Raw genomic sequence first — 14,801 nt, forward strand, 5'->3', positions numbered from 1 at the left:
GCACAACTTAGTGCATACCCAGACGAATCAGCTCAATCGGCTCGAACTTACCTTCGCATCCTTCCACTTCCACCGTTTTGCTGCGGCGCACCTGCGCGGCATCCAGCCCGTCGCTGTGGATCGCTTTAATCACGCCAGTTTTGCCTGTGCCGCTAATCATCACGCGGCTGCCAGTGGTAATTGCATTGCGGTTACGGTCGTATGTCATCATGGTATTTTCTCCTCTCTAACTTATCCGTTACGGCGGTATTTCAGGTTTCACCGTTCACGGGGCATATAAATACGCCTGTGTGCAAGTGATGTTTTTGTTTTTGATCAAAGTCACACTTTTTTCTTAATGACATGAGGTGCTGACGGTTCGCGACAGCAATTTACAAAGCAGACCGTTATTTTCATTTATTGATAGTTTCAACATGGAAGCGTTTAGGATTGGTTTATATTCCTGCTGCCATTCTGGGTACAGGAAATAACCCTTTCATCGGAATAAGGAGTCAGGCTTATGTATAAGAACATTTTGATGCCTGTAGATGTGTTTGAAATGGATTTGAGCGACAAAGCGGTTCGCCACGCGGCAAGCCTTGCAAAGGCAGAGGGGGCATCAATTACCCTGGTCAACATTCTGCCTGCAAGCAGTCGGTCTCTCCTGCGCGGGTTCAATGCCGATATCAAAAAGTTTGAAGAGTATATGACCGCGGAATCCGCGAAGAAAATGAACGAATTAAAAAGACTGTTCGATATTGCCCCAGAGAATATTCACAGCATGGTTCGTTTTGGCAACGTTCGCGATGAAATTATCAAGCTGAGCAAGGAGGGGAAATATGATGCGATTGTCATCGGGTCTAAAAACCCGAGCATCACCACCCATCTGCTGGGATCGAATGCGGAATCCATTCTGCGCTACGCCACGATTCCGGTGTTAGTCGTTCGCTAAACCCAACGCCGCGCCCAACAGGGTGCGGCGAATATTACTCCTCGCTAAACCACTCGCTGTTTTCCTGACGAATAAGCTGCACGGATTCGCTGATTTCCTGCAAATGCAGCGTCATCGCTTTTTCCACGCCGTCCGGGTCGCGTTTTTCCAGCGCGCTGAAAATATCGTGATGCTGTCTGAGCAGCATTTCCGGCGGGGAGACGTGATCGAGGCTCATATAACGCACGCGGTCGATGGTGGCCTTGATGTTCTCAATGGTATCCCAGGCCAACTGACAATCCGCTATTTGTGCCAGTTTCTGGTGGAATTCATCATCGAGCTGGAAGAAATCGTTGAGCTGCTTCCGGTCGATCGCTATACGCTGCTGATGCAGGTTCTGCTCCAGCAGGTAACACTGGTTATCATTGATAAGCGTTGCCGCCCGGCGGGCGACCGCGCATTCAATGGCCTGGCGAACGAAACAGCCGTTACGCACCTGAGAAAGTGAAATTTTGTTTACGTAGCTGCCGCGCTGCGGGCGGATCTGAATAAGGCCGTTTTCAGCAAGCTTAATGAACGCTTCACGCACCGGCTGACGGGAGACGTCAAAACGCACCGAGACCTCTTTTTCAGAAAGCGGCGTTCCCGGCGGAATCAGGCAATGGACAATATCACGTCGCAAAATGCGATAGATTTGCTGGTTTACGGGCTGGGTGGGATTGAGTTGCGATTCAGCGGCCATGAGTTGTCATTTCTCAGAGAGTTAGCCTGAACATACTACCATTCTTTTCGAACCCGAAACAGACCCGGCCCGCAGGCCGGGTGGGGCTTATTTAGCCACGATGGACGCTAAGTCCGGCAAAACTCTGGGTGACTGGCATCATTTCCACGGTATTGATGTTGACGTGCTTAGGCAGCGTCGCCACCCACCAGACCGCTTCAGTGACATCTTCCGGCGTCAGCGCGTTAGCATTTTCGTAGGTTTTATCCGCTTTCGCATCGTCACCCTTGAAGCGCACGTTGGAGAATTCGGTGCCGCCCACCAGACCCGGCTCGATATCGGTAACGCGAATGGTGGTGCCGTGCAGATCGGTGCGCAGGTTCAGGCTGAACTGACGGACAAACGCTTTGGTCGCACCATAGACGTTGCCGCCCGCGTAAGGCCAGCTCCCGGCGGTAGAACCAATATTGATAATGTGACCGCGATTACGCTCAACCATGCCCGGCAACACCGCGCGAGTCATATAGACCAGCCCTTTGTTGTTGGTGTCGATCATGTTTTCCCAGTCTTCAACGCTGGCTTTGTGCGCGGGCTCCATGCCCAGCGCCAGTCCGGCGTTGTTGACCAGCAGATCAATGGCGCGCCACTCGGCAGGCAGGTTAGCAATCATCTCTTCAATGGCTGCGCGGTTGCGCACGTCCAGCTGTGCGGTCAGGATGCTGTCACCTAATTCGTCTTTCAGCTCCTGCAGGCGCTCCTGACGACGGCCCGTTGCAATCACCTTGTGCCCGTTGGCGACGAAGCGACGCGTGATGCATTCACCAAAACCCGCCGTTGCCCCGGTAACTAAAATAATCATCTCACTGTTCCTCAACGCTTTTTGTGTTGTACTAACATAGCACGGCCGCAGAGGGTGCGTTAAGGCAACATTTGTATGACAGCATTGCAGGTGATGGCGGCCTGGCCTACTCTGGGAAGATATCCGTTCTGAGGAGTGAAAGATGACGGCCACGAATCCTTTTTTTGAAATCAGTCTGTTGCCTTACCAGGCGCCCCATTTTGATCAGATTAACGACAGTCACTATCGTCCGGCGTTTGATGAAGCGCTGCGTCAGAAGCGGGCGGACATTGATGCGATAGCCTCGCAAACCGCCGCGCCAGACTTCAATAATACCGTGCTGGCGCTGGAGAAAAGCGGCGTTATGCTCTCGCGCGTCAGCAGCATCTTTTTCGCCATGACCTCTGCGCATACCAATCCGTACCTGCAAGAGTTAGAGGAGCAGTTTTCCACTGAACTTGCCGCGCTGGCGAATGACATCTGGCTGAATGACACACTTTTCGCCCGCGTTGAGAGCGTCTGGCAAGATCGCGGCGCGCTGGATGCCGAGTCCCGTCGGCTGGTCGAGGAGACGTACCAGCGGTTTATTCTGGCCGGTGCGCGTCTGAATGAGACAGAAAAAGCCGAGCTGAAGGCGCTGAACACCGAGGCAGCCTCCCTGACCAGCCAGTTTAACCAGCGTCTGCTTTCCGCAGATAAAGCGGGTGGGCTGGTGGTGGATTATGCGCATCAGCTTGAGGGGCTCAGTGCAGAAGAGATCGCCGCCGCCGCGCAGGCGGCCGCGGAAAAAGGGCTTAACGACCGCTGGCTGATCTCGCTGCTGAATACGACTCAACAACCTGCGCTCTCTGCGCTGCGCAATCGGCAGACGCGTGAAAACCTGTTCAACGCAGGCTGGACGCGTACCCAGAAAGGGGATGAAAACGATACCCGCACGCTGATCCTGCGTCTGACGGCGCTCCGTGCGCGTCAGGCTCGCCTGCTGGGCTTTGAGGATTACGCCAGCTGGAGTATTGCCGACCAGATGGCGAAAACCCCCGACGCCGCGCTGGCTTTTATGCGCGGCATTGTGCCTGCCGCCCGTGCCCGTGCGGAGCGCGAACAGGCCGATATTCAGAAAGTGATTGATGACGAGCAGGGCGGTTTCACCGTGCAGGCCTGGGACTGGGCCTTTTATGCCGAGCGCGTGCGCCAGGCGAAATATGCGCTTGATGAGTCGCAGATCCGGCCCTACTTTGCGCTCAATACCGTGTTGCATGACGGCGTCTTCTGGGCGGCCAGCCAGCTGTTCGGTATCCGCTTCGTGGAACGCTTCGATATTCCGGTTTATCATCCGGACGTTCGCGTATGGGAAATTTTCGACCATACCGGTGAAGGGATGGCGCTGTTTTACGGCGACTTCTTTGCCCGCGATTCCAAGCAGGGCGGAGCCTGGATGGGCAATTTCGTCGAACAATCTTTTGAGTTTTCTGCCCGCCCGGTTATCTACAATGTCTGTAACTACCCAAAACCGGGTAACGGGGGCACCGCGTTACTCTCCTGGGACGACGTAATTACCCTGTTCCACGAGTTTGGGCATACCCTGCACGGTCTGTTTGCCCGCCAGCGCTTCGCCACGCTGTCCGGTACCAATACGCCGCGTGATTTCGTTGAATTCCCGTCGCAGATCAATGAACACTGGGCCAGCCATCCTCAGGTATTTACCCGCTACGCCCGTCACTATGAAACCGGTGAACCGATGCCGGACGCGCTGCGGGAAAGCATGCTCAACGCGACCCATTTCAACAAGGGTTATGACATGACGGAGCTGCTGGGTGCGGCATTGCTGGACATGAACTGGCACGCCATCAGTGAAGCCGTATCTGACGTCGAAGCCTTTGAAACGGCTGCGTTGAAAAAAGAGGGGCTGGACCTGCCCGCGGTACCCCCGCGTTATCGCAGCAGCTATTTTGCCCATATCTTCGGCGGTGGCTATGCGGCGGGGTATTACGCCTACCTGTGGACGCAAATGCTGGCAGACGATGGCTATCAGTGGTTTGTCGAGCAGGGCGGGTTGACGCGTGAAAACGGACAGAAATTCCGCGAGGCGATTTTGTCGCGCGGGAATAGCACTGATTTAGGTGAACTTTACCGGAGCTGGCGCGGGCACGATCCGAGGATTGAACCGATGCTGGAGAATCGTGGGTTAAGTGAATAGTGTCCATTTGGGCTGAAAAAAAGAACCGGGCGTGAAGCCCGGTTTTTTATACCCTTTAATCAGCGATATTTTAGCATGCTTTTGAAAGATAACGGGTGAAATTGAACGCGCCGATAAAAGGATTTTTTATTAATAGGGACAAAGCGCTACATTCGAGAACTGTTAATAATTTGATCTGGGTTGTAAGAAATAAAATCTTCTTTCAAATGTCTTTTTTAATTCTAAATTTTTGCCCTTTTATGCCGATAAATGAGGATAACAAAAAAATCGACGTTATAGCAGTTAAGAAGGCGAAAGATGACCCTACCTCTGACCACTCCTGGCTTTACGGATGCTGAGCATTCTAAGAGGCTGATAAATAAAACCTTTACCTATGTTGTAACGTTGCTGATCGCTATTTTTGCGGCGGCAATAATTTCTTTGTTGATAATAAAAAATAATGTTAATGAAATCAGCGATTCGCATGATGATTTCTTACTAAGAAAAGCGTTAGATACCCGACAGGAGAGCATCCGTAGCCATTTGAAAGACTATGCCGAGTGGGGGGATGCCTACAAACATCTTCATCAGAATGTTGACATGCACTGGGCATGGGATAAGCAGAATCTTGGCAAGTCTCTGTATGATAACTTTGGCTATGAGGGGGTGTTTGTTCTCTCTCCGGAAGGCGCCACGCGCTACAGCGTGATTTCAGGGAAACGGATACCTGAAGATCTGGAGCGTTGGTTGGGTCAATCCACAAAAGACCGTTTACTCAGTGAACTGAGCAAAAAAAAGGGGGTGCCGGTGTCCATGCTAACGCTTATCGACGGCATACCGGCCATTGTTTCTGCTGAATGGATAACAACGGGTGATGATTCGAGTGTGCAACCGTTACCGGGCAGGCCTTCAGTCATGGTGTTTGTCGACAAATTAACGGCTAAAAAACTCCTTGCGATTGGGCATGATGCCGCCATCAAAAATGTTCGCATTTCACCCAATGAAGTGAATAATCAGACGTCATTGACCATAAGCACGCCAAATGGTGATGTGCATATTTTATGGGACAGTGAAAATCCTGGCCAGGCGCTGATCGTTTATTTCCTGCCATTACTCATTCTTTCCGTACTGCTGACAATATCGATGACGGTGATCCTTATGCGTCATATTATGCACAAGGCGAGAATTCATGACGAAAATGCCTTTCTCCTTGAGCAGGCACGATTGAATCTTATCACCAGTGAAAAACGATTCAGGGATGTCAGTGAAACAACCAGCGATTGGTTCTGGGAAACTGACTTATCGTTAAAGATTACATGGCTATCAGGTCGTTTCTCCACGGTAACGGGATATGAACATAGTCAATGGATCGGCCGCAGGCTGGATGAGCTCTTTCCGTCGACAAGTCACTTACTTCATGATCGTGTCCGCCACCGGGAATTAACTGGACGCTTCGAATTTAAGAATTGCCCTTATATTAACTATCAGCAATCCACGTCCTACTGCACGCTTCTGGCTAAATTTTCTTCTCAGCCTGATGGTTCGGTGGTTTTACGGGGCGCGGCAACAGATGTCTCTCTGGAAGTGGAAGCAACTAAACGTGTGGAATTTCTGTCACGGCATGATGAATTAACGGGGCTTCCAAACCGGTATCATATTAAGGAGTTTCTGGCGGGCCGGTTAGCGAATGAAGGCGTCAATAATTATCCCTTTGCAATGATTTGCCTGGATCTGGACAAGTTCAAACCCGTCAATGACATTTTTGGGCATTCCACCGGCGACGCTCTGCTTGGCGAGGTCGCCTTACGTCTTAAAAGCTGTATTCGGAGCGGTGATTTTGTTGCACGGCAGGGCGGGGATGAATTTATGCTGCTCCTCGGTAACACCAGCCAGACAGACCAGATTGAAGAGGTGTGCCAGCGCATCGTGTCAGAACTCAACCGTCCTTTCACCATTGATGGCAATGATGTGACAATAGGGGTAAGCATGGGGATTGCACTGGCCCCACAAGACGGCAACAGCGCAAACGATCTTCTGCGCTATGCTGACATTGCGCTTTACCAGGCAAAACAATCCGGGAGAAACCGATGGGTCTATTATCGCCAGGATATGTCGGAAAAGCTGACCGAACGCAGAAAACTCGAACTGGAGCTGAAGACCGCCATTCGCGAAGACCAACTCTATCTGGTTTATCAACCGCGTTATAACCTCCGATATTCGAAAACAGATGCCGTCGAAGCGCTGGTCCGGTGGCAACACCCTGATCGAGGAACCATGATGCCCGATCAGTTTATCCCGTTGGCTGAAGAAACAGGGCTGATTATTAGCCTCAGCAACTGGGTCATTCGTAAAGCGTGTACGGAGGCCAAAGATCAATTGCCAGGGTTATCGGTATCAGTCAACATTTCGGCTATTGAATTCCAGGCGAGCGATCTGGCTGAAAGAGTAAAAGAAATTCTTCACGAAACGGGACTTGAACCCACCAGGCTGGAAATAGAAGTGACTGAAAATGTCACGCTTTCCGATCCAGAAAAAACGTTGCACACCATGAAAGCCCTCAAAAAAATGGGCGTACGGATTCTGATCGATGATTTCGGTACCGGCTATGCCTCTCTGAGCTATCTTCGAAAGTTTCAGTTTGATGGGCTAAAGCTCGATAAAAGCTTTATTTTTACCTTAGCGGATTCGCCACAGAACCAATCGGTAGTCGAGAAGATAATCGATTTGGGTAAAGCCTATTCCATGGAAGTGACCGCTGAAGGAGTGGAGACCAGCGAACAGCTGGCTTTTCTTAAAAAAAATAAGTGTGATGAAGTTCAGGGGTATTTACTTGGAAAACCCGCCGCCATTGCCGATCTCAATTTAAACGCCAACCTGGTGAATACATAAACGCGTTTTAGCAACTTCCGCGCCCCCTGGAACAGGGAAGCGTCAGCGAAAAAAAACCGGGCTTTTCGCCCGGTTTTTTATCTTACGACCAGCACAGGGCATTTTGCGTGGCGCACCACTGCCGCCGCATTTGAACCTAACAGATACGTTGATATGTCAGGTTTATGGGAGGCGATGATGATCAGGTCGGCGCCGATGGTGTCCGCGAGTTTAAGGATCTGATCTTTTGGCGATCCCGTAACGGCGTGCGTCTGCACTTTTTCTGGCGGAATTTTAAATTGCTTAACGATTTCATCCAGTTTTTCTAAAGCCGTATGCTGGAACTCTTTTATCTTCGGCATCTCCACGGAGTAGGCCAGGCCTAAAGAAGAATAATAAGGTAGCGAAGGAATGACCGTAAGAAAATGGACTTTAGCTGTGTTAAGTGCGGTATGAGCCTGAACGAAAGGAATCACCATATGCGTCAGGCTATCTTCGGAAATATCAATTGGAACCAAAATTGAATTGTACATGTGTCCCTCCTGAGTGTTTTTTACACAATTCAGGTTAGACCGTTAATTCCAGGAAAACAGAGAGCAGGTTGTCATAACGGAGACAAATTTCGGTTCTGTGATAGCTATACAGGCGAACGTTCCCGGCATGGGGTCAATGACGCGTTCAGCCTGTCGTGACGATGAACATCCTGGCCTGCTGGGCTAGCTGGCGTTCAGCCTTAATCGGCGCATACTTTTCTGAATGATAGAAAGCAAGCGCCTGATCTAAAGTCGGGAATTCAAAAATGCCAGCATAGGGTAACGGGGCTTCATCGCCTTCGAGTACTTCTGCAACCGAACCAAAATGCACAATTTTCCCTCCCGCTTCCTCTAACGCTAATGTGAAGCGGGGGGCAAGGCTGGCCTGTCGCGCAGGGTCAATAATACGTAAGTTGATGTGGACGAATGCGGGCATCACTGTTCCTCAAATCTGATTAATAGTGTATATACAGTATTTGAGATTGTATTGATTGTCGAGATGAAAAGATGAACAACATCGATGTGGCGCTGCTGAAGACCATTCCGGAAGTCTGTCCTGTGTTTCAGGCGCGAGCCACTGCCCGGGCTATTACACGCTATTACAACGCCTGCTTAAGACCGTTTGGTCTGACCGCAGAGCAGTTCAGTCTTTTGGTTGGGATCGGAGGTGCACCCAATGAAACCGTTGCAGAACTGGCCGCAAGGGCGGGGGTAGATGCCACCACGCTGAGTCGAAATATAGGTAGTATGGTGTCCCGCGGCATTATCGACGCGGTGGGAGGCCGGGGACGTGCCGGTAAACGACTCACCCTCACAGCAGAGGGCTGGAGCCTGCTCGAACAGGTCATTCCGGTATGGAAGACAGCTATGGAAGAACTGTCCCATCAGATGGGGAGCGAACAACTTAGCCTGACGACGAATATGATGAGAAGCCTGGGCAAAGCCACTGCTTCTTTATGACGCGATCCGCGACAATCCGTACCTGCAACGCGACGTACCAAACCGCGCAATGCCGGGTATACTACGTTTTAATTTTTTCAGGCGACCCTTTGTAAAGGCAGGCAGTATGTCTCTTCGTTCGCTGCGGGCGTTATGCCTGACCAGTTTTTTCATTGCGGATGTCCGCGATGGCCTCGGCCCTTTTCTCGGTATTTTTCTCACCGAACGTCACTGGACGCCTGATGATATTGGTATTCTGATGACGGCGGGTGGGCTGGCGGGTTTACTGGCCACGCTCCCGGCGGGATTCATCACCGACACCTCCCGAAACAAACGCGCTGTACTCGCGCTGCTTTGCCTGTTGATCACCCTGAGCACGCTTCTGCTCTGGTTTAGCCAGCAGAGCGGCGTTGTCGCCGTTTCACAAATTATCACCGGCATCTGTGCGGCGTTTGTGGGGCCATTGATCACCGGAATTACCTTAGGGCTGACCGGCCAGAGTGGGTTCAGCGCGCAGATGGGCAAAAATGAGGCGTTTAATCATGCGGGCAATTTTATGACCGCACTGATGGCTGGCGGCATTGCCTGGTACTGGGGCGTCGGCGGAATTTTCCTGCTGATGACCTGTACGACGTTGCTAACGTTGTGTGCGCTGCTTGCCATTCGCAATAAGGATATCGACAACAATGCCGCGCGCGGGTTGTCCTCTCCAGCGAACCTGCCTGTTCCGGGCTTTGCGGTGCTGATTAAAAACCGGGCGCTGTTTGTTACCGGACTGACGCTGCTCCTGTTCCATCTGGCGAACGCTGCCCTGTTACCGATGCTCAGCATGAGGGTTGCGGCGGCACCCGCCTCAATCAACCCCGGCTTGTATGCAGCGGGCACTGTCATTATTTCTCAGGCCGTGATGATCCCCGTCGCCATTTGGGTCGCACGGAGAATAGAACACTACGGCTACTGGCGATTAATTATGCTGGCGCTGCTGGTGATGCCGGTGCGTGCGGCACTGGCGGCGTCCACGGACGCGCCGTTGATGATGATCCCGGTGCAAATTCTCGACGGGCTGGCCGCTGGCATTTTCGGCGTCGTGGTACCGTCGTTTATTGTTGTGCTGTTGCGAGGGAGCGGGCACGTCAATGCCGGGCAGAGCGTGGTGATGTTGATGCAGGGCGTTGGGGCATCGATGAGCCCGGCGTTAACCGGCACGATAGCCGGGCATTACTCCTTTGCGACGGCATTCAGCGTGCTGAGCGCGATTGCGCTGGTGGCCGTCCTGCTCTGGTGGCGCGTTGCTCACCGAACCTGGGAAACAGACAGTACGCCGGGTGGGGCATAGCCGCCACCCGGCGTCATACTTATGCCAGCTCGTTAGGGCAGGTTTCGCCTTTTTCCAGCTGCTGCAGGTTACCCAGCGTGGTTTCTGAAATGCTGATCAGCGCTTCAGCCGTCAGAAACGCCTGGTGACCGGTAAACAGGACGTTATGACAGGCAGACAGGCGGCGGAACACGTCGTCCTGAATCACATCATTGGACTTGTCTTCAAAGAACAGATCGCGTTCGTTCTCATACACGTCCATCCCGAGTGCGCCAATCTTCTGGGTTTTCAGCGCTTCGATAGCGGCCTGAGAGTCAACCAGGCCACCACGGCTGGTGTTGATAATCATCACGCCGTCTTTCATCTGGTCAAACGCCGCCTGGTTAAGCAGGTGATAGTTTTCCGGCGTCAGCGGGCAGTGCAGGGAGATCACATCAGACTGCGAGAACAGGGTCGGCAGGTCGACATATTCCACGCCCAGCTCCAGCGCCGCGGCGCTTGGATACGGATCAAATGCCAGCAGACGCATGCCAAAGCCTTTGAGGATCCGCAGGGCAGCGACGCCAATTTTCCCGGTCCCGATCACCCCTGCGGTTTTACCGTACATAGTAAAGCCGGTCAGCCCTTCCAGCGAGAAGTTGGCATCACGGGTGCGCTGATAAGCGCGGTGAATACGACGGTTGAGCGACATCATCATGCCAATCGCATGTTCCGCGACGGCTTCCGGGGAGTAGGCCGGAACGCGCACCACCTTCAGCCCCAGCTCTTTCGCCGCATCGAGATCCACGTTGTTAAAGCCTGCACAGCGCAGGGCGATATACTTCACTCCCTGTTTTTTCAACTCTTCCAGCACCGGACGACTGCCGTCATCGTTAACAAAAATGCAGACGCCTTCACAGCCGTGCGCCGTTTTGGCGGTTTTTTCGGACAGCAGAAAGTCGAAAAATTCAAGCTCAAACCCGTAAGCTTCGTTAACATGTTGCAGATACTTTTTGTCGTACTGCTTTGTGCTATATACCGCGAGTTTCATAAGACTTTCTCCAGTGATTTTGCATTCACGTTAGCATGATTAAAATTATCTTACAATTTCTAAAATATTATTGAATTCAATAAGTTCTATGAATTATTCTAGAGCATCTTGTTACCCTAACTCCATGATATTCTTAATGCCAGAAACATCAGGAATCGGGTGGATTTTCAGGCAGAGATGGAGAGTAATGTATGCCGTTACAACTGGAGTTGTCTTTATCCCCGCCAATGTTGCCTGCCTTGTACTATTTCATTATATCTATTGCGTTTTTATTGTTGCTGTACAGAGGTAAACTCAAAGTTGAAAGAGCTAGAAAATATCCTCTTTTCATTGCTTACACCTTGTTTGTGTTAGCCAGTGCTGCCATACAACTCAACGTGTTCGCCAATGGCCAGGACTTTGTGAGCGGTTTTCTGCATATCAACTTTGACCCATGGCGGTATGACTCCGTGTATTGGGGGTCATTAATATTTGCCATGCTTTACCTCCTGGCGATACCTCGTAACAGGTACTAGCTTCGCAACTTAACGCTACAGCTTCTATCCTTAAACTTGCCTTTGGCTTCAATTGACCCGCTAAACATGCGACAATGTTCAGCATCGTCGGCTTAATTCTTTCGCTAAATCAGGATATTAACTGCCCATGAAGGGTAAATACAAAGCCGCACTTGCGCTTTTACTGCTGTTCATTTTATTGCCGCTGACGCTGCTGATGACGCTCGCTCAGTGGGTACCGACGCTTGCCGGAATCTGGCTTCCCGTCGGGACGCGTATCGCTTTCGAAGAGAGTCCTAAACTGACTCGTCATGCGCTGGTGATCCCCGATCTCCGCTATCTGGTTGAAGAGTGCGAAATTGCTCGCATTGAAAACGTGACGCTGTCACATCCGAGCCGCTGGCAGCTGGATATCGGCGCGCTGGATCTTAACGCCGTCTGCCTCAGCAAAATTCCCCAATCCGCGCCGTCGACCGTTGCCCCCAAAACGCTGGCGCAGTGGCAGGCGGTATTACCGAATACCTGGCTGACCATTCACCGTCTCACCCTCTCGCCCTGGCAGCAGTGGCAGGGTGAGCTGAAGGCCTCGCTGACCCCGTCCAGCCAGGAGATAGCCTATAAAGGCGAGCGGGTGAGCATTCAAGGAACGCTTCGCGGCCAGACGCTTTCGGTCAGCCAGTTCGATGTTCAGCTACCCGATCAGCCGCAGCCCATCAAACTGGTGGGGGAGTTCACTCTGCCGCTGGTGCCGGATGGCGTGCCGGTAAAAGGCCACGCGGTGGCGACCTTTAACGTGCCACAACTGACGTCTCTCGTCGATGCCGATCTGGACTGGGAAGACAACCGTGGACAACTGGTGGTGATGGCGCGAGACAACCCTGATCCACTGCTCGATCTGCCGTGGCAAGTTACGGCGGAACAGCTGAACATCAGCGACGGGCGCTGGAACTGGGATCTGTCCGGTATGCCGCTGAGCGGACGCGTTTCGCTTCGCGCCGATAACTGGCAGCAGGGGCTTGAGAAAGCCACCCTGACCGGGCGTTTGAACGTGCTTACCCATGGTGATGCGGGGAAAGGCAACGCGGTACTCAATATTGGGCCCGGCAGGCTCAGTATGGAAAACAGCGACATGCCGCTGCATCTGAGCGGTGAGGCGAAGCAAAACGACCTCATTCTTTATGCCAAATTGCCGGCAACACTGACCGGCAGCGTATATGAACCGCAACTCGCTTTTGAACCGGGCGCACTGCTTCGCTCGCGCGGGCGCATCATTGACTCGCTTGATATCGATGAAATCCGCTGGCCGCTGGCAGGTGTGAAGCTGACGCAGAAGGGCGTGGACGGGCGTTTACAGGCTATCCTGCGTGCCCATGAAAACGAGATGGGCGATTTTGAACTGCATCTGGACGGGCAGGCGAACGACTTTTTACCCGACAGCGGTCTCTGGCAGTGGCGCTACTGGGGAAAAGGGAGTTTTACGCCGATGCATGCCCGCTGGGATGTCGCCGGGAAAGGCGAGTGGCGTGACAAACTCATTGAGCTCACGGCGCTCTCCACCGGTTTTGACAAGCTCCAGTATGGAACCATGGAGGTCAGCACGCCGCGTCTGGTGCTGGATCAACCCGTGCGCTGGTTCCGTGACGCCGAAAAGCCGACGTTCAGCGGCGCGCTGGCGCTCAATGCCGGGCAAACCCGTTTCTCCGGTGGCAGCACGCTGCCACCGTCGGTGCTGACCTTTAGCGTCGACGGCACCGATCCGACGGTGTTCCAGTTTAAGGGCGACCTCCATGCAGAGAAAATCGGCCCGGTACAGGTGAATGGTCGCTGGGATGGTGAACGCCTTCGCGGGCAGGCCTGGTGGCCGAAACAGTCGCTCACCGTGTTCCAGCCTCTGATCCCTCCGGACTGGAAAATGACGCTGCGTGACGGGGTACTCTATGCGCAGGTGGCTTTCTCGGCGGCAGCCGATCAGGGCTTTGAGGCGGGGGGGCACGGCGTGCTGAAAGCCGGTAGCGCCTGGATGCCGGATAACCAGATCAACGGTGTCGATTTTGTGCTGCCGTTCCGCTTCAGCAAGGGGACCTGGTCCCTGGGCACGCGCTGCCCGGTTACGTTGCGTATTGGCGAAGTGGAAAACCTGGTGACCGCGCGCAATATTACCGCCGATCTACAGGGCGATTATCCCTGGACGGAGGACAATCCGCTGCTGCTTACCAACGTGAAAGTGGAAACCCTCGGCGGGAAGATTACGATGCAGCAGTTGCGGATGCCGCAGCACGATCCGGCGCTGCTTCGCGTGGACAATATCTCGTCAAGTGAACTGATCGGCGCCGTCAATCCGAAACAGTTTGCCATGTCAGGCCCGGTAAGCGGGGCGCTGCCACTCTGGCTGGACAATGAAAAATGGATCATTAAAGATGGCTGGCTGACCAACCCTGGCCCAATGACGCTGCGTATCGATAAAGATACGGCGGATGCCATCGTGAAAGATAATATGGTTGCGGGTGCCGCGATCAACTGGCTCCGCTATATGGAAATTTCTCGTTCGTGGACAAGAATCAATTTAGATAACCTGGGTGAATTAACCATGCAGGCGACCATCAAGGGAACCAGCCGTGTGGATGGTAAAAGCAGCTCCGTCAACCTGAACTATACCCATGACGAGAATGTCTTTACCCTCTGGCGCAGCCTGCGTTTTGGCGACAACCTGCAAACCTGGTTTGAGCAACACGCGGCGATACCCGGTCTCCGCAGTTCGACTGGCAAGGAAAGTGAGGAACAACAATGAAAAAGATGGCTGGTGTACTCACCGTTGCCGTTGCTGCGCTACTGACCGGCTGTACGCCGCGTATTGAAGTCGCTGCGCCGAAAGAGCCGATTACCATCAATATGAATGTCAAAATCGAACACGAGATCCACATTAAGGTCGATAAAGACGTTGAAACCCTGCTGAAAACGCGCAGCGATCTGTTCTGAG

At 52.8% G+C, this 14,801-nt stretch carries 13 protein-coding genes; 7 read left to right on the forward strand and 6 right to left on the reverse strand.

The window, feature by feature from the left end:
* Nucleotides 1-7: 7 nt before the first annotated feature.
* Nucleotides 8-211, reverse strand: coding sequence for a putative selenium delivery protein YdfZ (ydfZ, locus tag BFV64_RS10570; RefSeq protein WP_014883679.1), 204 nt, complete (start codon nt 209-211; stop codon nt 8-10).
* A 288-nt stretch (nt 212-499) separates the two neighbouring features.
* Here ydfZ and BFV64_RS10575 point away from each other — a divergent pair, with 288 nt between their 5' ends.
* Nucleotides 500-931 carry a universal stress protein gene (locus BFV64_RS10575; RefSeq protein ID WP_014883680.1) on the forward strand — a complete coding sequence of 144 codons (432 nt, stop codon included), beginning with the start codon at nt 500-502 and terminating at the stop codon, nt 929-931.
* 34 nt (nt 932-965) lie between these two features.
* Here the strand turns inward: BFV64_RS10575 and BFV64_RS10580 are convergent, their stop codons facing one another.
* Entirely contained in the window at nt 966-1,652 is a 687-nt protein-coding gene (locus tag BFV64_RS10580; protein WP_014883681.1) for a GntR family transcriptional regulator, read from the reverse strand.
* A gap of 91 nt (nt 1,653-1,743) precedes the next feature.
* A complete protein-coding gene (ydfG, locus tag BFV64_RS10585) occupies nt 1,744-2,490 on the reverse strand; it encodes a bifunctional NADP-dependent 3-hydroxy acid dehydrogenase/3-hydroxypropionate dehydrogenase YdfG (protein WP_069602051.1) in 747 nt (248 codons plus the stop codon).
* A gap of 142 nt (nt 2,491-2,632) precedes the next feature.
* Between ydfG and dcp the strand changes: the two genes are divergently transcribed.
* On the forward strand, nt 2,633-4,666 hold the full coding sequence (gene dcp / locus BFV64_RS10590; RefSeq protein WP_045282057.1) for a peptidyl-dipeptidase Dcp: 2,034 nt from the start codon (nt 2,633-2,635) through the stop codon (nt 4,664-4,666).
* Nucleotides 4,667-4,963: 297 nt separating this feature from the next.
* On the forward strand, nt 4,964-7,534 hold the full coding sequence (locus BFV64_RS10595; protein ID WP_023330309.1) for a bifunctional diguanylate cyclase/phosphodiesterase: 2,571 nt from the start codon (nt 4,964-4,966) through the stop codon (nt 7,532-7,534).
* A 77-nt stretch (nt 7,535-7,611) separates the two neighbouring features.
* On the opposite strand, the gene uspF is transcribed toward BFV64_RS10595, so the two are convergent.
* Together uspF and BFV64_RS10605 are read right to left on the reverse strand one after the other, a co-directional pair.
* Nucleotides 7,612-8,046 carry a universal stress protein UspF gene (gene uspF, locus BFV64_RS10600; protein ID WP_014883685.1) on the reverse strand — a complete coding sequence of 145 codons (435 nt, stop codon included), beginning with the start codon at nt 8,044-8,046 and terminating at the stop codon, nt 7,612-7,614.
* A 145-nt stretch (nt 8,047-8,191) separates the two neighbouring features.
* The gene (locus BFV64_RS10605; RefSeq protein ID WP_014883686.1) at nt 8,192-8,482 is read right to left on the reverse strand and encodes a DUF1330 domain-containing protein; all 291 of its coding nucleotides are present in this window, start codon (nt 8,480-8,482) and stop codon (nt 8,192-8,194) included.
* 71 nt (nt 8,483-8,553) lie between these two features.
* Here BFV64_RS10605 and BFV64_RS10610 point away from each other — a divergent pair, with 71 nt between their 5' ends.
* Both BFV64_RS10610 and BFV64_RS10615 read left to right on the forward strand, forming a co-directional pair.
* Nucleotides 8,554-9,006, forward strand: a complete 453-nt coding sequence (locus tag BFV64_RS10610; protein ID WP_069602052.1) for a MarR family winged helix-turn-helix transcriptional regulator — start codon at nt 8,554-8,556, stop codon at nt 9,004-9,006.
* Nucleotides 9,007-9,112: 106 nt separating this feature from the next.
* Nucleotides 9,113-10,321: an MFS transporter gene (locus tag BFV64_RS10615; protein ID WP_069602053.1), complete on the forward strand. Its 1,209-nt coding sequence runs from the start codon at nt 9,113-9,115 to the stop codon at nt 10,319-10,321.
* Between the two features lie 19 nt (nt 10,322-10,340).
* On the opposite strand, the gene BFV64_RS10620 is transcribed toward BFV64_RS10615, so the two are convergent.
* Nucleotides 10,341-11,330, reverse strand: coding sequence for a 2-hydroxyacid dehydrogenase (locus BFV64_RS10620; RefSeq protein ID WP_023338286.1), 990 nt, complete (start codon nt 11,328-11,330; stop codon nt 10,341-10,343).
* A 642-nt stretch (nt 11,331-11,972) separates the two neighbouring features.
* Here BFV64_RS10620 and BFV64_RS10630 point away from each other — a divergent pair.
* Nucleotides 11,973-14,612 (forward strand): YdbH family protein, encoded by a 2,640-nt coding sequence (locus tag BFV64_RS10630; protein WP_069602054.1) that lies wholly within the window; start codon nt 11,973-11,975, stop codon nt 14,610-14,612.
* Nucleotides 14,609-14,800: a YnbE family lipoprotein gene (locus tag BFV64_RS10635; protein WP_045282059.1), complete on the forward strand. Its 192-nt coding sequence runs from the start codon at nt 14,609-14,611 to the stop codon at nt 14,798-14,800. Before BFV64_RS10630 ends, BFV64_RS10635 begins: the two co-directional genes overlap by 4 nt.
* Nucleotide 14,801: the final 1 nt, after the last annotated feature.

This window comes from Enterobacter kobei, assembly GCF_001729765.1.
Lineage (GTDB): Bacteria > Pseudomonadota > Gammaproteobacteria > Enterobacterales > Enterobacteriaceae > Enterobacter > Enterobacter kobei.